Origin of the sequence: Pollutimonas harenae (assembly GCF_004153685.1) — a bacterium.
Classification (GTDB): Bacteria; Pseudomonadota; Gammaproteobacteria; order Burkholderiales; family Burkholderiaceae_B; genus Pusillimonas_C; species Pusillimonas_C harenae.
Window position 1 is genome coordinate 181,638 of the sequence record NZ_SDQD01000003.1, and the last position, 19,291, is coordinate 200,928.

15 protein-coding genes are annotated in these 19,291 nt (G+C 56.2%); 2 read left to right on the forward strand and 13 right to left on the reverse strand.

Going from position 1 to position 19,291, the window contains the following annotated elements; all coding sequences use genetic code 11:
* Window positions 1-36: 36 nt before the first annotated feature.
* The 7 genes from ERD84_RS13575 to tssJ form a co-directional block, all read right to left on the reverse strand.
* Complete coding sequence (locus tag ERD84_RS13575; protein WP_130040208.1) at window positions 37-696, reverse strand: DUF3540 domain-containing protein; 660 nt, start codon at window positions 694-696, stop codon at window positions 37-39.
* Between the two features lie 135 nt (window positions 697-831).
* Window positions 832-2,022, reverse strand: coding sequence for a serine/threonine-protein kinase (locus ERD84_RS13580; protein WP_130040209.1), 1,191 nt, complete (start codon window positions 2,020-2,022; stop codon window positions 832-834).
* Complete coding sequence (gene tagF, locus ERD84_RS13585; RefSeq protein WP_130040210.1) at window positions 2,019-2,750, reverse strand: type VI secretion system-associated protein TagF; 732 nt, start codon at window positions 2,748-2,750, stop codon at window positions 2,019-2,021. Before tagF ends, ERD84_RS13580 begins: the two co-directional genes overlap by 4 nt.
* Window positions 2,751-2,756: 6 nt before the next feature.
* Window positions 2,757-6,371 carry a type VI secretion system membrane subunit TssM gene (gene tssM / locus ERD84_RS13590; protein ID WP_130040211.1) on the reverse strand — a complete coding sequence of 1,205 codons (3,615 nt, stop codon included), beginning with the start codon at window positions 6,369-6,371 and terminating at the stop codon, window positions 2,757-2,759.
* The gene (locus tag ERD84_RS13595; protein WP_245150702.1) at window positions 6,368-7,678 is read right to left on the reverse strand and encodes a DotU family type VI secretion system protein; all 1,311 of its coding nucleotides are present in this window, start codon (window positions 7,676-7,678) and stop codon (window positions 6,368-6,370) included. The genes tssM and ERD84_RS13595 overlap by 4 nt, the downstream gene beginning before the upstream one ends.
* 17 nt (window positions 7,679-7,695) lie before the next feature.
* Entirely contained in the window at window positions 7,696-9,027 is a 1,332-nt protein-coding gene (gene tssK, locus ERD84_RS13600) for a type VI secretion system baseplate subunit TssK (protein ID WP_130040213.1), read from the reverse strand.
* A gap of 60 nt (window positions 9,028-9,087) precedes the next feature.
* Window positions 9,088-9,648 (reverse strand): type VI secretion system lipoprotein TssJ, encoded by a 561-nt coding sequence (tssJ, locus tag ERD84_RS13605; protein WP_130040214.1) that lies wholly within the window; start codon window positions 9,646-9,648, stop codon window positions 9,088-9,090.
* A gap of 217 nt (window positions 9,649-9,865) precedes the next feature.
* On the opposite strand from tssJ, the gene ERD84_RS13610 reads away from it, so the two are divergent.
* The gene (locus ERD84_RS13610; RefSeq protein ID WP_130040215.1) at window positions 9,866-10,270 is read left to right on the forward strand and encodes a TssQ family T6SS-associated lipoprotein; all 405 of its coding nucleotides are present in this window, start codon (window positions 9,866-9,868) and stop codon (window positions 10,268-10,270) included.
* Window positions 10,267-10,947, forward strand: a complete 681-nt coding sequence (locus tag ERD84_RS13615) for an FHA domain-containing protein (protein WP_130040216.1) — start codon at window positions 10,267-10,269, stop codon at window positions 10,945-10,947. The genes ERD84_RS13610 and ERD84_RS13615 overlap by 4 nt, the downstream gene beginning before the upstream one ends.
* Here the strand turns inward: ERD84_RS13615 and tssH are convergent.
* From tssH to tssC, 6 genes are all read right to left on the reverse strand, one after another.
* Complete coding sequence (gene tssH, locus ERD84_RS13620) at window positions 10,932-13,550, reverse strand: type VI secretion system ATPase TssH (RefSeq protein ID WP_130040217.1); 2,619 nt, start codon at window positions 13,548-13,550, stop codon at window positions 10,932-10,934. The genes ERD84_RS13615 and tssH overlap by 16 nt on opposite strands.
* 59 nt (window positions 13,551-13,609) lie before the next feature.
* Window positions 13,610-14,680, reverse strand: a complete 1,071-nt coding sequence (tssG, locus tag ERD84_RS13625; RefSeq protein ID WP_130040218.1) for a type VI secretion system baseplate subunit TssG — start codon at window positions 14,678-14,680, stop codon at window positions 13,610-13,612.
* A 10-nt stretch (window positions 14,681-14,690) separates the two neighbouring features.
* Window positions 14,691-16,580, reverse strand: a complete 1,890-nt coding sequence (gene tssF, locus ERD84_RS13630) for a type VI secretion system baseplate subunit TssF (RefSeq protein ID WP_130040219.1) — start codon at window positions 16,578-16,580, stop codon at window positions 14,691-14,693.
* Window positions 16,580-17,128: a type VI secretion system baseplate subunit TssE gene (gene tssE, locus ERD84_RS13635; protein WP_130040220.1), complete on the reverse strand. Its 549-nt coding sequence runs from the start codon at window positions 17,126-17,128 to the stop codon at window positions 16,580-16,582. The genes tssF and tssE overlap by 1 nt, the downstream gene beginning before the upstream one ends.
* A gap of 67 nt (window positions 17,129-17,195) precedes the next feature.
* Complete coding sequence (locus ERD84_RS13640) at window positions 17,196-17,678, reverse strand: Hcp family type VI secretion system effector (protein WP_130040221.1); 483 nt, start codon at window positions 17,676-17,678, stop codon at window positions 17,196-17,198.
* Window positions 17,679-17,773: 95 nt separating this feature from the next.
* Window positions 17,774-19,285, reverse strand: coding sequence for a type VI secretion system contractile sheath large subunit (tssC, locus tag ERD84_RS13645; protein WP_167667475.1), 1,512 nt, complete (start codon window positions 19,283-19,285; stop codon window positions 17,774-17,776).
* Window positions 19,286-19,291: the final 6 nt, after the last annotated feature.

Genomic DNA, 19,291 nt, shown 5'->3' on the forward strand with positions numbered 1-19,291 from the left:
GCGTTTTTCTCCTGCATGCGTCTGGCTGCCTTTGACTCAGCCCATATGTATCTGATCAGCGTCGACCTTGACCAGATCAGTACCGGTCAACAACGTATGCTGTGCGTGCAAGCGCACTGTGTGTTCTGCCTGATAATCGATACGGCCCGCACGGACTTGCTCGGTATCCTCGGTCAGACGAAACACCTGATGCGCCAATTGCGAAATGCGGTCCATCACGACTTCGCAGGCGCTGCCGATCAGGCGAACCGCCGAGACGCTGACCCGCGCGCCGGTCCCCATGTAGTCCAGCTCGCCTACCGTGCATTCCGCCTTGTTGACCCGCATGTGCAGTACCGCCGTATCCAGCACCACGTCCTCGTCACCTTGCAAGGTGACACTGTGTCCGGCCTGCACAGAGATATTTCCTCGTGGGCAGGCAATCACCATATGACCCTGTGTTTCCAGGCGGGCGGTACTGGGTTCAGACTGATGAATGACCGCAATCAGATAGGTTTGCTTCGGAATGGGTCCACTGATCAGCACCGTATCGCCAACCGCCGGGACCAGCAGGCAACTGGCGGCTCGCTGAACACGCCATTCCGTCGCTTCGCATTGCACCACGCAATATCCGCCCGCTTCCATCCGGATCACCGTGCCCAGCAATTGCACCGGATCATATTGCAGTACGACTCCTGGTTTGGCGGCGGCTCTCATTGACTGGCTCTCCTGTCTTGCGAATATATGAAAAATCGATCACTCGGCAGTATGGAAAAGCAAAACATCAGTTTGATGACATGGATACTTCTTTACCCTTTTTACTTTTTGATAAATTGATGCATTAAGCCTGCCTCAGTCTCCCGACTCGAAATCATGGGCAAGCTGAGCCGGCTTGCCCGCACGTACGGTTAAGGTCTGCTGCTGCGGTGGCAGTTTGCCGTTCACGATGCTTACGCGATATTCCCCAGGCTTTAAGGACAAAGACCGCAAAGGTGGCGATACGCCCTGAGATGCGCCATTAATGAAGATTTCGCCCCAGGGCTTGATCGACAGGTCAACACGAACATTAGCGCTGGCCGCGTCAGCCAACGCAGTCTCCTCACTGGTTTCAGCTTCCTGTTCGGCAGCGAGCAATACGATCCTGGCAGCCTCATGCGCCTCCATGTCTATGGGAGTAGCGGCTTTCACCACTGGCCTGGGTTCAGGCGAGCGGTCGGCAGTGGTCACAGGCTCTGGTGCCGGATCTGCTTCAGACTCAGGCGCGGCCGCCATTTCCAGCGCATGCGGCAGCTTGGCCTCGTGCACCTGCGGTACAGCGTTCACCTGCATGCCAGTGCTCTGTTCACGCATCAAATACGCGCCCGTGGCGATCAGTGCGATTACCACGCACGCGATCATCCAGATCGGTGCTTTCCTCTTTTCGTTGTCGGACCTGCCCGCATCAATGGGAACGTGCGCTGCGGTCGAGGGGCTTGCAGCAAGCTGCGACAACCCTAAGGTTTCGGCAAACGCATCGATACTCGGAAAACGCTGCTGCGGCAGCAAAGACATACCCTGATCTATTGCGCCTAGAAACTCAGGCGAATAACCGGGCAAACCCATCTCCTGCAAAGGTACACAGGTATCCGTAATCATGCGCTGCACAGCATCAGGTGGCGTCTGCTTCAGAATCAAGCTGCGTGTCAGCGCGGACATGCCGTAGATATCCGTCCACGGCCCTTGTGGCCAGGCGGGGTCATCAACGTACTGCTCAAATGCGGCGTATCCCTGATTAACCTCTTCATGCAGACCATGGCTTGCCGCGCGACTGTCCACTGGCACCACATGCCCGGAAGTTATCTGCATGCAACCCTGAGAATCCAACAAGACATGATCGGGCGCAACAACCCCATACAGCTTATTTTGCTCATGCAAGGGCAATAGTGCGCGGCATAATTGGGCCAACCACTTTTCAAGATCGGCTTGAGTCAGCATATAGCCGGCAGACAGCCAGCCGCTACGGCTTAAAGGAATCCCGCTGGAATGAACAGTGCCTGTCGTCATCGGTAGCCCGCGTGGGAGATAAACAGTTTATTGAACAAGGTGGCATTGAGCGCCCCGCCATGAACGTGACTCTTGTAGGCTGAACCCTCTATGGTGTTGGTCCACCAATAGCTGGTGTGTGAGCTCGGATTGAAAAACGATGGCAAGTCCTTCCAGCCTAGTTCGTCGTGGTCACCCACCAACAAAGGTGAACCATGGCCAACATTGAGCACGCTCAGGATATCTGCACCAGGATCAGCCACTGCAGGCCGTTGCTCCCGGACCATGGTGTTGATCTCAAGACAAGCCTGACGCAAAGACTGGTCGAACTGCTCTGGATTACAGCCATGACGCAAGGCAGCCAGCAGGCTGATCCCCAGTTGTCGATAAAACCCACTTGCTCCGGTCAGTACAGCAGGCCCAAAATCCTGCTCGGGCACGCTCAACACAATGGCCAGTGGATAACAACGTCCCACCCGATCACGACTGGGACCCATGCACCCCAACTGCACTGCTCCCGAGCCCAAACCGGCCGGAATGGCGAAGTTCCACAGTGGCGCATCCTGATAAGCTGCTTCAATACTTGCGGCATCTCTCTGGCGCATGCCTGCCACACCCATTTGCAGCCATTTGTCCCACCACTGCATCAGCTCGCGACTCAGCCGCCTATGCACAAAATCACCATTGGCCGGCATTTTTCCGTACCAGCCCACAGCGCCCCACCAAGCTTCGACATCCCGATTCCACATGGCTTTCTATCCTTTTCCCGGGCAGCTGAAGCCCTGCATCTCACTGAGCCGAAATGGGCTTTTCACTGTATTGGCACTGAGTTCCAGCACCACCTTCCTACCCCCTATCGAAAACGAAGCAATGGTTATCTCGGGCGAAGGGCCTCGCTTCAGACTCGCCTTGTCCAGCAGACGGTTAAGCGCCCACGGGCCCGTGGCGGAAAGCCCCGAGACGCCAACCTGCGGCAGCAGTTCGATGCTGACCTGATTGCTTCCCCGGGTTCCTGGCCATTGCACCGTCGTGCCCACCTGGGGTCCGTGGGCATAGCTCACGGTTTGCCCATCCACATTCATGATGAACTGCGTAATATCAGTATCCATATGCAGGGGCCGTATCGAGACACGATAGGATGGCTCCGTTCCTGTCGCAGTAAAGTAGACACTGCGTATGATGCTGGCGCGTTGGAAGGCATCCAGGTAGCTTGCCTTTTCACCTGGCTCCCCATCCACACCTGGCTTGAAGCGCCAGCGCGAGCCCGACATATCAACGTGATTCACCAGTTTCTTCTGGAAGAAATCGTCCATCATGGCGCCCGGCGCGAACAGGCGCGCAAAGTCATTGGGAGCCACATCCCGGCTGGATTTGGATGAGAATGGATAGCGCCCAGCAATTGCCTGTCTGCAGAAAACACCCAGGTTGGCGGAAACGACACGCCCTAGTTGCTGGCGCTCTACATCTGAAACTTCATTGGATGCATGCAGGGACAACTGGGTCAGCATGCCACCCACTGGCTTGGGTAGCCGCCCCGCCTCAGCCTGCAACTGTGTTACTACACTGGAAGTGGGCAAGGAACTGGCGCTACGCAAAGCGGCATCCGACGCCGTCAGATACACATATAGATCGTTGATCAGATCCGTTGTCGCCGCTATGGGTGCCGCCCCGCCCTGTGGCGCCGAGGAAAGATTGCGATAGACGCTGAAATGCCTGTCAACCATTGCCTCAATACGCTCTCCGGAACTCACCGCTCGCGTAGGATCGCCCGGCACAACAGAACCGAACATGCGCTCCAATGAGTTTTGTGTCGAGTTCACCTTGTCTTTGGCGCGGTCCACCAGCGAACGCTCATCAGATTCACTGTCACGCAGCAAGGTCGTTTCTCTGGCGACCGATTGAATCAACTGGACCAGTGGCGAATTGGCGCTAGAAAGCGTACGGGCCGTTTCTATATTCTGCAACAATGTCTGAGCAGGCTTCAGGGTCAGGTCTGCCAAGTACATGTCCCAGTTCCTGACATAGTCCGCCAGATACAAGCGGCGGATATCGGCAATCAGTTGCTCATCAGGTATGGCTCCTTCGCCTTGAGTGGCGTCCACACCCAGCACCCAACGGTCGTCACGCCGGAGGTTGGCCGCCACCTCGCCTACCTGCTTGTCCACTCTTTCCCAGTAACCCTTATAGCTATAAAGGCCAGGAATGCCCTCATTCAATGGCTTACCGCTGACACGAGCAAATACGGACATGGCGGATGGTCCACCCAGGTCCAGAAATGTCGTATCCGGCATCTGATCATTGAGCAACAGCCGCTTCAAACGGCTGTAGGCCCGTTCGGACAAAGCGTGCTGATCAAGGCTGGTACGCGTCCGCGCAATCAGCGCCTCATCCTTGGCAAAGGGCGACGTCAGCACCCGGCTGCCCACCAGGCGGCGCAAATGTCCTGACAATTGTCCATACTGCTTTCTGGTGTACCCCTCCGCCAGCAAGGTGCGCATATTGGACAAAAGCCAGGTATGCATGAAATCCGGGTTATAGCGCTGGGCATCGTAGAGCATCAGGTAAGCACGTAAGGCCTCATAGGAATACTCCAGATCATCTGCGGGAGCCGCTCTCAGCGCCGTGGCAATCCGCTGCGACACCTGCGGAACAAGCACCTGATCTTGCGCGACCCGATATGCGCCATCTGCAGCCGCCTGGATCTTGTCTCCCTGATAAAGGCCGAAACCATAGCTGAAAGGCGGATCGTCGGTCTCAAAGCCGTTACCGGCAGGCAATGCTTGCAATGCATCCAGATAAGGCAGCAGGCCCAATACATCACCCGAGGCATCAAGCTTGATCTCCCGGCCCAGCGCCTCGACCTCAGGAATCCGCCCTTGCACGGTTTTCAGATATTGACTGTTGTTCCGGTAGCTATTGGCCCAACCGATCAGCAACAACAGCAAGCAGGCACCAACCGCTGCATAGCCCCCCCATTGCAAACGTCGATAGCGGCGCTCCCATTTCATATTGCGCCCAGCCAGACCCGACTCAGAAAATATCACCTTCTGCAATAGATTTTGCAGGAAGTAGCTGCGGCCATTCCCATTGGCCGATCCTCCTGCTGCGCTGCTTACGCTCGACAGGCCATCAATCTTCAGATAGCGTTTTAGCTGGCCCGTAACATGATCGAAAGTCCGCCCGCCTTGCGTACCACTGGTGAAGTACACACCGCGTGGGAGTAAAGACGACTCGAATCTGGACGTCGCGAACACATCACTCAGAAAGTGACCCAATATGGGTTGAAGGCCGGCAAACTGTTGTGGCAGCAGATAAGCGAGCGCACGCCGGGACTCATCTGGCTCAGCGCTCATTACATCGGGCAAGCCAGCATACAAACGCTGCTTCAGAAGGTCGTACTCGGCATTGAACGATTCCTGCAGATTGAACCCTTCAGCCTGCAGCCTCGCATAGGGAAAAGTAAACCCCCAGACCTGCTTGAGCGCCTCCCTGCTGCACGATGAAAAATACTCATTGAAGCCGGACATCAGGTCCGACTTGGTCACCAGTACATACACGGGAAACTGGATACCTAGTTGTTCGCGCAGCTCTTGCAGGCGTTGGCGCAACACGGCGGCATGCTGCACCCGCTCGGTATCGGACGACGAGAGCAAGTCTTCTATGCTGACCGTGAGCATCACACCGTTGACAGGCTGGCGTCCTCGATAGCGTATCAACAGTTTCAGGAAACCCTTCCATTCTTCTTCGTCACCCGTTGGATCACTTTCCTGAGTGGTATAGCGCCCGGCCGTGTCCAGCAGCACAGCGTCATCGGTAAACCACCAATCGCAATTACGGGTTCCGCCGACCCCTCGCAAGGCCACCTTGCCAAAGCGATCCGCCAAGGGAAAGTTCAGACCCGAATTGACCAGGGCGGTGGTCTTGCCCGACCCAGGCGCTCCTATGAATACATACCAGGGTAGCTGGTACAAGTGTTGCCGCGAAAAGCGCGCCAGAGGCAGACGGCTGGACTTGCCATCGAAGCGCATCTTATGCAGGAGCTCTATGGCCTCGTCGAAACGCTCGGAAAGTGCCTTTACCTCGGGGCTCTGCCCGGGCTCTTCGGCTGCCACCTTCTTTGCGGGTCGACGCAACTGCCCCAGCAGTTGTGCATTGAGGCGACCTTCACGCCATTTGCGCCACAACAAGCGCAACACATACAACGCAAACATGGCCACAATGACAGTGATGCGGACGGTTTCAGACTCCAGTGGCCGAACTGCCCCAAAGGCCAGAAGCGGACCCGCAACCCATATCAACAATGCCAATGCCAGCAGGCCGAAAAAGCTCCATAGCCCTCGACTCAGCAGAAAACTGAACAAGCTGCTCATGGCTGCCCCCTTCTTGCAGCGGGTTCTTGGCCCCCAACGGCAACAGGAGAAACCAACAGCGTAATTTCAACCCGGCGATTCCGTGCCCGATTGGCGGGTGTGTTGTTGGGCACGACAGGGTTAGCGTCGCCCCGCCCTTCGGCCCGAACCCGATCAGGCTGCGACAGACGCTCCTGCAATAAAGCCTTGACCGCATCAGCGCGTGCCTGTGAAAGCTCCCAATTCGAAGGAAAGCGGACAGTTCTTATAGGCACGTTATCGCTGTAGCCGCTGACCAGAATGCTGCCCTGTGATTGATTCAAGGCATCGGCAACCCGCGAGAGAACAGGGATGTACTCGGATCGCAACTCATCCGATCCCGATGTAAACAACCCATCGCCATGAAGAATGATGACGCTGCGATCCGCTTCATTGCGCACAGCCAGCAGGTTTTCCCTGATCTCTGGCGCCAGGAAACCCGTCAGCGCCTGGCCGAACGGTACAGGCTTCGGATCAACCACCTTGGGGGCCGGCGCAGGCAACACAGGCGGCTGAAGTTCGGACATGGCTGTATACACTTCATCTGAGTAACCGCTCAGGCGCCAGTTCAGTCCGAAATAGGCAAGCAAACCTATGGCTGCAGCAATCGAGGCGAATACCCACAAAGGTATAGGCAGCCGCCTGACCTGAGCCAGTAATGGCGCATCGTGCCAATGCGGTGACAGCGGACTTGCGTATTCATCGCGCACATCACGCAATATCAGCAGCAATCTTTGCCTGACTGTATCAAGCTGGCTGCGGCCATTGTCCGCCACCCGATACCTGCCCTCAAACCCCAACAGCAGGCAATAGTACAAAAGCTCGAGCAAATCGATATGCTGCCTGGGGTTTTGCGTTAGCTTGGCAAGCAACTGAAAGAATTTTTCGCCACCCCAGGTTTCATTATGAAAAGTCACCAGCAGACTATGGGCCGACCACACTCCCCCTCCGCCCCAGGGAGTGAGCGCCGCCGCCTCGTCCAGAGCGGTACACAGGCAGTAGCGGGCTCCCAGTATGGTTTCATTCGGTATGCCGGCCTGCTGCGCCCTCATCTCGAACTGCCGCACTTCATCCAGCAAGTGCTCGCGCAGCAACTGGGGCGAAGGGTGTGTTGCCGTAGCGCGGATCTGCGGTATGAGCACCAATAGCGAATTGGCTGCTGCCACGAGCGCGTTATCCGATCCCGAGAACACATGTTCACCGGGCCATAAACGTTCCTCACGTTGTGGAGGAATAGCGGCGTCTTCCAGATACCCGGTATTGCCCAAACCATCATTTAACGAGGCCATGGAAAAGCTTCCTTGCATCATTCACGTATTGCCCAGAATTCAAGTTGAAGCCCGGGAAAGTCGCCAGCCAGATGCAAGGCCAATCCGCCAGTACGCTCAAACTGCTTCCACATCTCACCGTTCTTTTCCAGCTCAAAATAGATATAGCCCGCGTGATAAGGCAGGGGTTTGGGCACATTAGGCAAAGGGCGCAAGGCAATCCCGGGCAACTGCAAATGCACCAGATCACGAATACGCTCTATAGGTCCCAGCTTGGCCTGTGCGGGCAAACGCGTACGCGTCAGTTCGGATGGCATCTGCGCATGCACGGCCAGCACCAGGCCCGCCGTACGTAGCATATCCAGGTCGTTGATATGCGCCACCCGAACGCCCTGTCCTTTCTCTTCAAGCGGGATCTGTATGGCCTTGTCCTCGAGAATGGCCGACAGGGAACGGCGCAGCAATACCATCAGAGGCGTGAAGCTGGAAGCCAGATCATCATGAAGGTAGGCCGGGAACGACACAAGGCGCCGCTCCTCGGTAGAGAACGTAGCCAAGTCACTGGCCAGCATCAACAAATCATGGAACAGCCGCTCCGGATGCAAGGTTTCCAACTGCTGCACATGCCACAATGCGCCACGATAGCGATTGATGGTTTTAAGCAGCAAGAATTCCGATACCTCCGATACGCCGCCCCGCCCTGGCTCGGCCAGCCTCCGCACCAGCAATTCGCTGCGTGCCTCCAGCAGGCCATAGAGCTCATGGGTGTATGCTCGCAGCACCGTATTAAAGCCGGCTGCCAATGTCGGCGGGATATAAGTCTGATCCAGCAACAACCGGTTGTCACTACGGCGCTCAAGCACAATAGCAACACCCAGGGCCAGCCACTCACCGTCCACATCATCTTCCAGCATCAGACGTAAACGCAAATGCCCGAGCTGCAATACCGCAGGCCCCAGTGCCACCGCGCTTGAGTCGGCGACTTCCTCTTCCCTGACGCAATAACGGGCCAGCTTGTCGCTATCGTCTTCAAACGACACATCCTGTCCGCCACGGCGTTGCCTGGGTATGACCAGCATGACCTTCTTGTGGTGCGTACCAGCGGGCAGATCCAGTGCCGCGGGTGCGTCGTCCGAAGAGTCAAAATCGAAAGGCGTCCCATCAGGAAAGACGCCCATCGCCTGCCGCAAGGACACTTTGCCCAGCGCCAGGGCATCAGGATCCAGCTCAAGGGTTTTGAACCCCCAGAACACACCTGCTGCACACTCCGTATGGATACTGTTCCGATGTTCTAGATGCCGTTCCAGCTGCTGGAAATGATGAGGGCGTAAAAACATACCCTCGGACCACACTACCTTCTTTCTTTCCATTGTCTATCTTTGCTTCGCTATTGATTTATTGGATTGCCGGCTATCGGATTCCGGGCACCCTCAATCGTCGGAAATCAGCGTCATGCCATGCTTTCCGACTTCGATCCTGAGGCGTTTCTCTCCTGGCGAAAACTGCCAGAACTTGTAGATGTTTGTGCGCCTGGAATCGGGCAACTCGACCAGCATGCGCCATTGGCTGGAATTCAGTTCTCGATAACCCGCCACAATACCCAGGGCCCTGGCACTGATATCGCCCGGCCGGGTAATGACTTCCGATTCTCCTGGCTTCAGGATGACCCGGCTAACACCCAGCAACTCATCACCCAGAGCTGCGTGAGCGTCACCCTGCAGGCCGAAATAGCCCGTCGATTGAAATTTGCTGATGGATTTCAGTTCATATACCGTCAGCTGTATGGGGGCTGCCTCGCCGGTCACGCCGGGGTTCACATCGGGCATGGCGTGGAGCTCGACCACATAAGGCACAGCCAGGCGACTGGCTGTTGCCGCACACCCGGCCAGTACCACACAAAGTAGAACAACGCCCCCATACCGAACCTTTGGAGTGGCTCGGCGGCAAAAATCGCCAATGGAAGGAAGATGTGTGTTCAACCATGAAGTCATGCAGTCGTGTCCTGTCTCGTCTGGTTCGCGTTACGGATCAAGACCGCTATCAAACACAAGACAGAAGACATTTACATGACACCTACAGAGTCTTACTTCATTTACATCAGGAAAACATAAAAAGAGCCCTTACAGCCCCAGGCGACAGCTTACGTAAGAAAAGCGACATATTGAGTGATTAGGATGTCAGGAACTGTACAACCACAATTTGAAGAAAATGACCATCAAAACACTGACGCCCATGGCAGCCCTGCTGGCTGCTCTGCTAGTGAGCGCTTGCGCCCATGGGCCTGACACCTCAACGGCAGCCACGCCCGCACAAAAGGAAGCACTGGCCGCTCTTGAACAAGACTACAACGCAGGAAACTATGCGCAGGTTGCCCAGACTGTGGGCTTATCAGTAGAACTGCAAAGTGCACCGCCCAGCATTCAAATACCTGCGTTGAAGCTGCAGGCATTCAGCTATTGCCTGCAAAACAATACCGTTCAGTGCAGGCGCAGCTTCGACAGACTGCTTCAGCGCTACCCGGACTTCGAGCTGGCGGAAACCGAGAGCAGCCACCCCATGTGGGGCCCCGTGTTTACAGAAGCCAAGAACCATGCAGGCGGCCAGACAACATGAAGCTAGTTGCCACCCATATTCCTACCGCGCAGGCCGCCACTTTTGAATTTACCGAGCCGGGCGGCACAATCGGCCGATGCCCAGGCAATCACTTGCTGCTCAGTGAAGATGCGCGCGTAGGACGTATCCAGGCGGTTGTACGCATTCAGGATGGCGCCTTGAGTCTGAAAAACGTCTCGAGTCAGACCGACATTGTGATCAATGGCCAGGCCTTGTCCCTGCTTCAGGAAATGCCCATAAGCTGCGATGACACCTTGCTGATAGGTGACTATATGCTGCGGGCTGCGCCGGCACCCGACCTGGCATCCGGCCAGACTATCCAGGAAGCAGGCAGCGCCGACATCTTCAAGGAGTTGCTGGATGGACCAGGCGTGTTGCCCGTGGGACAGTCCGCCGAAGCCAGCGAATTGCATCCTTTTCAATTGACGTCCCAAGCGCCGCGCAACCACCCCGATCCCATACAACAACTACAGGAAGATCATCAATCACACACTTATGGTGGCCTGGCATACGGACCCCTGGACACCGAACCCGAACAGCACGACAGCCATATTTTCAGCAACCCGGCGCCCAGCACCCTCAATCTGGATGATCCCCTGGGGCCGCAGTGCAAGAGTTTGATCGACGAGGCACTGGCACAGGGGCACGTCAGCGAAACACGTCACGAAAACCGGTAGACAAACTCACCTTCTTCAGCCGTCAATGAGACAGCTGAAATATCCCGTGTTGCGGCGGCTGCGGCCAGCAGTTCGCGACTGACCCTGGGCAGCACAGTATTGCTCAGTATGCTGTCTATCATCCGTCCGCCGGATTCAACTTCGGTACACCGCTCCACAATAAGATCAATGACTTCCGGCTGGACCGTCATCTGTACTTGATGATGGTCCATCAGACGGGCCTGTATCCTCTCCAACTGCAGCGCCACAATCTGCGCCAGCATATTGTCTGGCAGCGGGTAATATGGCACAACAATCAGGCGCCCCAGCAAGGCGGCAGGAAACATCTGCAGCAAAGGCTGGCGCAAGACCTGGCTTAGCTCATCAGGCGGCGGCAACTGCTCGGTGTCACGGCACATGGCTGCCATGCGGTCGGACCCAACATTCGAGGTCAGGATAATGACCGTATTCCTGAAGTCGATGTAGCGGCCCTCACCATCTTCCATCCAGCCCTTGTCAAAGACCTGGAAGAAAATTTCATGCACATCCGGATGCGCTTTCTCGACCTCATCGAGCAGAATCACGCTATGAGGGCGTCGCCGTACAGCTTCCGTCAGTACGCCGCCCTCGCCGTAACCCACGTAACCCGGCGGCGCACCCTTCAGCGTCGATACAGTATGGGGCTCCTGGAACTCGCTCATATTGATGGCAATCACATTCTGTTCACCACCGTACAAGGTATCGGCCAGCGCCAGAGCGGTTTCCGTTTTGCCCACACCACTAGGCCCGCACAGCAGGAATACACCCACGGGCTTGTTCGGGTCCGTGAGCTTGGCACGCGAAGTTTCTATACGCCGGGCGATGGCATCAAGCCCATGTCGCTGCCCCACTACCCTTTTCTCAAGCGTATCGGCCAACTGCAACACAGAAACAGCCTCATCACGCAGCATCCGCCCCACCGGAATACCGGTCCACTCTGCAACCACCGCTGCCACGGCAGCCGCGTCGACCGCAGGAAAAATAAGCGGTGTCTCGCCCTGGTGCTCGGCAAGCTGTCGGCGTAGCACATCAAGCTCCTTCCGCAAGCGTGCCTGCTCATCAAGCGCCGGTGCAGCTTCATGCAAGGCCGATTGCAATCCATGAAGCTGCGTTACCAAAGCATGCTCTGCCTGCCACCGGCCGTCCAGCTCCGCCAGCCTCTCCTGGCTGGTATCCAGTTGCGCTTGAACTTGCTCATTGCGGGACTCATGTTCGATGCCCAGTTGCTGTTCCCTATCCAGCATCTGCAGTTCGATTCCCAGTGCCTCAATCTCACGCCTGCAATCCTCCACGTCAGCCGGTACGGCATGCTGACTGACAGCGACCCGTGCGCACGCCGTATCCAGCAAGGCAACAGCTTTGTCTGGTAGCTGACGGGCGGGTATGTAGCGATAAGACAGACGTACCGCCGCATCGATGGCCTGATCAAGCAGCAGTACTTTATGGTGTTCGGCCAGAGTCCGGGCCAGGCCTCGCAACATGACAACAGCCTGCTCTTCTGACGGTTCGGCAATTTGTACGGCTTGAAAGCGGCGCGTAAGCGCCGGATCTTTTTCTATGTATTTTTTGTATTCCGCCCAGGTCGTGGCACCTATGGTGCGCAACTCTCCGCGGGCCAGAACCGGCTTCAGCAGATTGGCGGCATCACCGGTACCCACAGTACCGCCCGCGCCCACCAGCGTATGTATTTCGTCGATGAACAACACAATGGGCTTTTCGCTGGACTGTATGGCATCGATGATGGAGCGCAGCCTGGCCTCGAACTCGCCCTTGACTCCCACACCTGCTTGCAGCAAACCCAGGTCCAGCATGTACAGCGATACATCGCGCAAAGCGGGTGGCACATCCCCTTGTGCCAGTCGCAGTGCCAACCCTTCTATAACCGCCGTTTTGCCCACTCCGGCTTCGCCAGTCAACAAGGGGTTATTCTGGCGCCGCCGCATCAGAATATCAATGATTTGCCTGATTTCCTCATTACGCCCTGAAACCGGATCAATCTGGCCCGCCCGGGCGCGAGCAGTCAGATCCACGGCATACTGCGCCAGGGCCAGCGCTCCCTGCGTCGCGTCGCCGGCGTTCTGCTGCGGGACCTGCACCGCTGCATCCTGCTCCGCCGAACCTTGCACAATCTCGTCAAACTTCATGAGCAAGAGGTCGGGAACCACTTTCTTGAACTCGGAAGAGATGGCAAACAGCACATGGCGCAAGTTGGATGTTTTCAGCAAGCCCGCCATCAGATGCCCGCTGCGTATGCGCGTCATACTGTACTTGAGCGAGGCATATATCCAGGCCCTTTCGACGGCCTCGTCGATATGTCCTGACAGATCGGAAACCGAGCCGGTGCCTTGCGGTAGCTGATCCAGAGCCTTAAGAAGACCGGCATCAACAGCTGCGGCATCCAGCGCGAAATACGCCATGATGGCGTGCAAGTCAGTGTTCCTGGCATGATGCAGCTGATGTAGCCAATGCACCAGTTCAACATGTGAATGATGACGCAGCTTGCAAAATGTCGTGGCGCCATCAAGCGTCCGGTACATGACATCACCCAGCTTACCAAAGAGTTCTACACGGCTTATGTCTGACATGGTTCCAACTTTATCAATGAATTAATTCAGGTTTGCGCCATAGTGCCGCCCGTTTGCTTTCAGGCAACCCCCATGCGTTGTTCAAGATTCAGCAATACATCGCGTGCATCGCCCTGCTGCTGATCACGCAGACCCAGCCAAGTCGACAAACCCAGTGGTGATGATTGCCCCAAGGCCAGCCCATGCACATCCCGCTGGTCCAATACCAGCTGTACATCCCATTCGTACTCCAGGCCGACGTACTGGCGCACCCAATCCAGCAGCTGCTGGGCTTTACTGGCACCCGGCAGGAACTGCATATAAGACCCTATGCGCAAGGGGCCGAGCTCAATACGGAACTTGTGCTGCGCATCGCGTACTGCCACACCCAGCAAGGTACTGCGCCCTAATGCAGATTCGGTATCGCCCAGCATCAATTGCTGACCGGATTCCAGGCGTATCCATTGAGGAATGAACTCACGGATATGAACCGGTACGGCGAAGTAGGTATGTAGTATTTGCTGCAGACCCTCCGGGTTACGCGTCTGCCGCAGAAGATGGCCTGCCATGTAGTACTTGGCGTGATTCGGAACACTATCCCGTCCATCAGTATCCATATGCAGCAAGCTGGCCATATACCGGCTGAACCGCTCGCCGGCATGATCCAGACTCACCGTGCTCTGGGCATCAGCCCAGGCACGGTAGAACAGCAGTATCAGCCTGTGATGAAAAAGATCCGCAAAGGCTGTCAGCGTATCGTCGCCATGATGATGCAATCGCCCTCGTGCATACTCTGTCAGGTGCAATGGCAAAGGCCCATTCGGACCAAACAGGCCAAAACTGTATATGGACAGCTCACGCAGACCCGTAGCATCATCACAAGACACTGCCGAGAGCGTAGAAGGGGCAAACGCCATGCTGGGAGTTTGCCGCATGCGCAAGGGTTCATCCCGTGGCGTACCGGCACGCCCCAGAGGCTTGCGCGCACCCGCCCTAGCATCCAGCCATCGCAGCACACGGAACAAGTCATGGGCGTAGGGGTTGTCGCTCAAGTCTTCCCAGAACCCCTCGGGCAAGCCGACAGGATCAATCCCGGCCGCATCAAACCCAGTGCCCGAAGTATGTTCTATTTCGCTGTGTACACTGCGCATGGCTTGGCCTTTACACCGCCGGGCGTCCGCCCAGGCGAACCGGCCAGCTCGCAATCTGCCCCCGTTGCAGCGTCGACAAGCACATTTCCGTCATCATGTTGATAGAAACATGACGGGCAAAAAAATGTTCCAGTACAGCACCAAACATGAAGGGACTAATGCCGGCAAAGGCCGTTTCATCCAGGCTGACGTCGATTTTCACCCCCCGCCCCATCAGCAAAGGGCCGGGCACCGGCAGATGACGGTGCATCGCCTTGATGCGAATACGCCTGATGCCGGAAATCTGCCGGCTGGTCGCGGCATCGGCCATATTGGTGTAAAGACCCAGCAACTCGCGCATGGCATGCGCACCCTTCAGCTCATCTATATCGACCAGGCTCAAATAATTGAGTCCCATATGACTGATCAAACGCCAGGTTGCGGCACTGTCGGTCAGTGCCGGCCGTGGCTTGGTCGGCCCTTTTAGAATACGTACCGACGCCACAGGCGCGGAAATGCGCAGTGAAAAATCGCTCTCGCCTCCACGAGGCAGCAACAATGGCAGATCGCGATTGGTGCATAAGGTTTCAACACTCAGATGGCGCAGTTTTTCAGAATGCGGCGCTTCATTGCGATCTACCAGAGAAAGAAATACCTCACTGCCGGTGTAGGCCGTACGCGTACCTTCGCGCTTCCCCATGTCAGACAGCACACGGGCTTCACGGCGAACCGAAAAATAAGCGCCATAGTCGCCACCATCCTTCTCAACCGAACTATAAAAGGGACGAAACTCCCGCTGCTCATCCGACGAGATATGACCTATGACTTTGTTCACGCTGAACACCTCATAGTCCCGAGGGCTGGAACGCTCGACTACCACGTGATGTTCATGTTCACGCGTGCTGACGGCAATACGATCTGCCCGCCTTGAAACCAGGTTGACGGCTGGCGTACAGTGCAAAGCCAAATGCTCTGCCGTAATCAGATTTTCCAGTTCAGGTACGCTGCTGTCGAGCAGGACGGTCAGCTCAAAGGACTTGCAAGTCTGGCTGGCGCCAACGCGTTTCAATGCTGACCTGAGTCCGTTAATGCTGAAGAAGCGGTAGCGGTCAGGAAAAGCAAAATACTCCTGCAATAGACGGTAGCCCTGGAACAGGCGCGCGTCGGCAGGTAAAAGCGCCTGCGCTGTATCGAAACCTTCATGACGGACGGCTGATCTAGGCAAGCGCTCAAGTCTGTTCACGGGACGGTCGGTATCGTGACACAGCACGGCAACCGTGTGACCTACCGCTAACTCGAGCAAACGGCTCATTTGCACATCCTGGCCGTTCAGATAGAACATCAACTGATCCAGATCCAGCTCGTGCAGCAGGGAGCCGCCACACAATGCAATGCGTATGCGCAGTGCCGCACGCACGGGCGAACCGCGCCCGGACAAACCCAGCCGACTCAAAGGAATATCTGCCGGCGGCCCCGTCAGCTCTGCGCTTTCAACACGTATGGGCCACAAGGTCAGTTCATGAGCGGTGGAGAACTCACAGCGGGTCTGCTCCCCGGGCGTTAACCCCGCACGCAATATAGTGCCACGCGGCAAGCGAAAACCGGTCGCCAACGTTCCTTCATTCATGCTGGGCGCAAACTGCACCACGGTCATGGAAGGAACCGGAGCCAGATAATTGGGATAGGCCACATCCATCAGACGTTGGGAAAACCGTGGAAATTCGGCATCCATCTTCATCTGGATGCGCGCCGTCAGGAAACTGAAACCTTCGAGCAGACGCTCTACATAAGGGTCTGCCACTTCGGTGCCGTTCATGGCCAGACGCCCGGCAACCTTAGGATAACGTTCGGCAAACTCGGCACCCAGCTCGCGCAGGTATTCGAGTTCGCGGTTGTAATACTCAAGCAGACGGGGCTGCATCAGTGGCCGCCCATATCGCTAAGATCGATATGACCACTCTCCAGGTCCATGACGGTGCGGAACAGGAATTCCTGGTGATAAGGCACACACCAAAGCAAGCCCTTGATCTTGAAACTCAAAATATTATGGTGCTCCAGCACATCGGTGTCGGTAATGCACTGGACGGAAATAGTATCGGCCAGGATACGCGGCTCAAAATGAATGATTGCCTCGGTAATGGCGCGCTCAAGGTCGACCCAATCCACTTCCGACATCCGCTTGCCCGCCAGGGCGCGAACGCCAAAATTGAGCGCTGATTTCCTGACATGACCGCAGTTGGCCAGATCGTGGGACGATTCAATGCTGACGGTATTGAGCAGCCAGTTCAGGTCACGCAGCACGGCAAGACGCAATTGAGCATGAGTCAGCATACCTTGCTGAGATTCGGCACACTGCCTGGGTGCATCGTCCGTCAAACGATCCAGCAAGGCCGGCTGCAGGCGGTCGCGTGCAATACGTGGGTCGTCACCAGGGCCGCGAAGTTTGCCGCCATGCGCTCTGATCGTCATCTCTATCGCCTATATACAAGAAACCGGACAACAAGCGCTATCGCCCTGCTGTCCGGCTGTTTTCTACTTATGCTTCTTTGTTCTGCTTGATATCCCAGGCAACCAGACTTTCGGCGCCCTTGCCACCCGACTCCGTCTGCTCCCAGTATTGCTGCTTGACTTTGGCAGCCTGGAACGCATAGTTCACCAGTACCGCCTCTGACTCATTGTCGGCGGCAATCTGCACCGAAGTCACCAGCACATCGTCCAGCGTGATCTTGGAATACTCAATCTGGCTACCGCCAGCCTTGCATAGCGACAACTCGATCTTGCTCAGATGTTTGCCGTTGGCGCAGTGCTTCATGACAGCCGGCGCAGCTTTGTCGATGCGGGCAACCACATGCAGGTCATTGAAATTTGCCTTGCCTACACCACCGCCGCCGCCAGAAGTAATCGCGCCAGGCTGAGTGGCACCCCAGGAAAACGACTGAATGTCGGTCCAATCCTTATGGTTCGCATCCTTCGATTCGCCATTGGCGCCATCGATCTTCATGAACATATCTACTGCCATAAAACACCTCTGGTAAAAAATTTAAAATGAAAAATGATGAGCGCCGTTCGAGACTGCCTGGCACACTCGGCTTCGTGGTACTGACTGTCGTCCGATTAGCTCTCGTTCTGCTTCAACGAAGGCAATTTGGACACCAGCCGTAAAGAGACTGTCAACCCTTCAAGCTGATAGTGCGGTCTTAGAAAGAATTTGGCAGAGTAATAACCAGGGTTGTCCTCCAGCTCCTGCACTTGTACTTCCGCAGCAGCCAAAGGCTTGCGCGCCTTGGTTTCCTGTGACGAGTTGACCGGATCGCCATCCACGTAATTCATGATCCAGTCATTTAGCCAGCGCTCCATATCATCGCGCTCGCGGAAGGAACCGATCTTGTCGCGCACTATGCATTTCAGGTAATGCGCAAAGCGGCAGCAGGCAAATAGGTAAGGCAATCGCGCTGATAAGCGTGCGTTGGCTGTTGCGTCGGCATCGTAATATTCAGCCGGCTTCTGCAACGACTGTGCACCAATAAAGGCAGCAAAATCAGAATTCTTTCGATGTACCAGCGGCATGAAACCGCTCTTGGCCAATTCAGCCTCGCGCCTGTCGCTGATAGCGATCTCAGTGGGACACTTCATGTCCACACCACCATCGTCCGTGGGAAAGGTATGGCACAGCATGTTTTCGACAGCACCGCCCGACTCGACCCCGCGTATGGAAGTGCACCAGCCGAACTCTTTGAACGAGCGATTGATATTGGCCGCCATCGCATACGCTGAATTCGACCAGGTATAACGATCGTGACTAGCTCCGTCGGTCTCCTCTTCAAAGTCGAACTCATCCACCGGATTGGTGCGCGCACCATAAGGCAGCCGGGACAAAAAGCGAGGCATGGCCAGACCCACGTAGCGGGAGTCCTCTGACTCACGCAGGCTACGCCAGGCCGCATATTCAGTATTGGTGAATATATTGGTCAGGTCACGCGGGTTGGCCAGCTCCTGCCAGGAATCCATTTGCATGACATCGGGCGATGCTCCGGAGATAAAGGGACAATGCGCCGCAGCGGATATCCTGGAAATCTCACCCAGCAGTTCGATATCCTGCGGACTGTGGTCGAAGTAATAATCACCCACCAGGCAGCCCAAAGGTTCGCCACCAAACTGACCATACTCTTCTTCGTAGACGCGCTTGAATATGGGGCTTTGGTCCCAGCCCACGCCCTTATGGCGCTTGAGCGTGCGTCCCAATTCCTTTTTGGTAATGCACATCGCCCGGATCTTCAGCATCTCATCGGTTTCGCTGTTGTTGACCAGGTAATGCAGGCCACGCCAGGCGCCTTCGAGCTGCTGGAACTGCTCATGGTGCAATATCTGATTCACTTGCTCGGACAGCTTGTGGTCTATCTCGGCAATAATCGCCTGAATCGACTGGTAGGCATCGGAAGACATGGTCACCGAATGCTCCAGGGCCTGCTGCGCCAGTGTCTTGACAGCATGCTCGACAGCTTCTTTTGCCTGATCCGTTTTCGGCTTGAACTCTTTCTGCAGCAGGGCCGACAAGCCATCGGCCTGCTCAAGGTATTGATCTTCCGGCAATTCCAGCAAGGCGGTATTCTGGGTTTGTGTGTTCATGAAACG

What these genes read in the sequence shown, in the direction of transcription:
- ERD84_RS13575 (WP_130040208.1), bottom strand. Translation starts at nt 696, where the DNA reads ATGAGAGCCGCCGCCAAACCAGGAGTCGTACTGCAATATGATCCGGTG.
- ERD84_RS13580 (WP_130040209.1), bottom strand. Translation starts at nt 2,022, where the DNA reads ATGACGACAGGCACTGTTCATTCCAGCGGGATTCCTTTAAGCCGTAGC.
- tagF (WP_130040210.1), bottom strand. Translation starts at nt 2,750, where the DNA reads ATGTGGAATCGGGATGTCGAAGCTTGGTGGGGCGCTGTGGGCTGGTAC.
- tssM (WP_130040211.1), bottom strand. Translation starts at nt 6,371, where the DNA reads ATGAGCAGCTTGTTCAGTTTTCTGCTGAGTCGAGGGCTATGGAGCTTT.
- ERD84_RS13595 (WP_245150702.1), bottom strand. Translation starts at nt 7,678, where the DNA reads ATGGCCTCGTTAAATGATGGTTTGGGCAATACCGGGTATCTGGAAGAC.
- tssK (WP_130040213.1), bottom strand. Translation starts at nt 9,027, where the DNA reads ATGGAAAGAAAGAAGGTAGTGTGGTCCGAGGGTATGTTTTTACGCCCT.
- tssJ (WP_130040214.1), bottom strand. Translation starts at nt 9,648, where the DNA reads ATGACTTCATGGTTGAACACACATCTTCCTTCCATTGGCGATTTTTGC.
- ERD84_RS13610 (WP_130040215.1), top strand. Translation starts at nt 9,866, where the DNA reads ATGACCATCAAAACACTGACGCCCATGGCAGCCCTGCTGGCTGCTCTG.
- ERD84_RS13615 (WP_130040216.1), top strand. Translation starts at nt 10,267, where the DNA reads ATGAAGCTAGTTGCCACCCATATTCCTACCGCGCAGGCCGCCACTTTT.
- tssH (WP_130040217.1), bottom strand. Translation starts at nt 13,550, where the DNA reads ATGTCAGACATAAGCCGTGTAGAACTCTTTGGTAAGCTGGGTGATGTC.
- tssG (WP_130040218.1), bottom strand. Translation starts at nt 14,680, where the DNA reads ATGCGCAGTGTACACAGCGAAATAGAACATACTTCGGGCACTGGGTTT.
- tssF (WP_130040219.1), bottom strand. Translation starts at nt 16,580, where the DNA reads ATGCAGCCCCGTCTGCTTGAGTATTACAACCGCGAACTCGAATACCTG.
- tssE (WP_130040220.1), bottom strand. Translation starts at nt 17,128, where the DNA reads ATGACGATCAGAGCGCATGGCGGCAAACTTCGCGGCCCTGGTGACGAC.
- ERD84_RS13640 (WP_130040221.1), bottom strand. Translation starts at nt 17,678, where the DNA reads ATGGCAGTAGATATGTTCATGAAGATCGATGGCGCCAATGGCGAATCG.
- tssC (WP_167667475.1), bottom strand. Translation starts at nt 19,285, where the DNA reads ATGAACACACAAACCCAGAATACCGCCTTGCTGGAATTGCCGGAAGAT.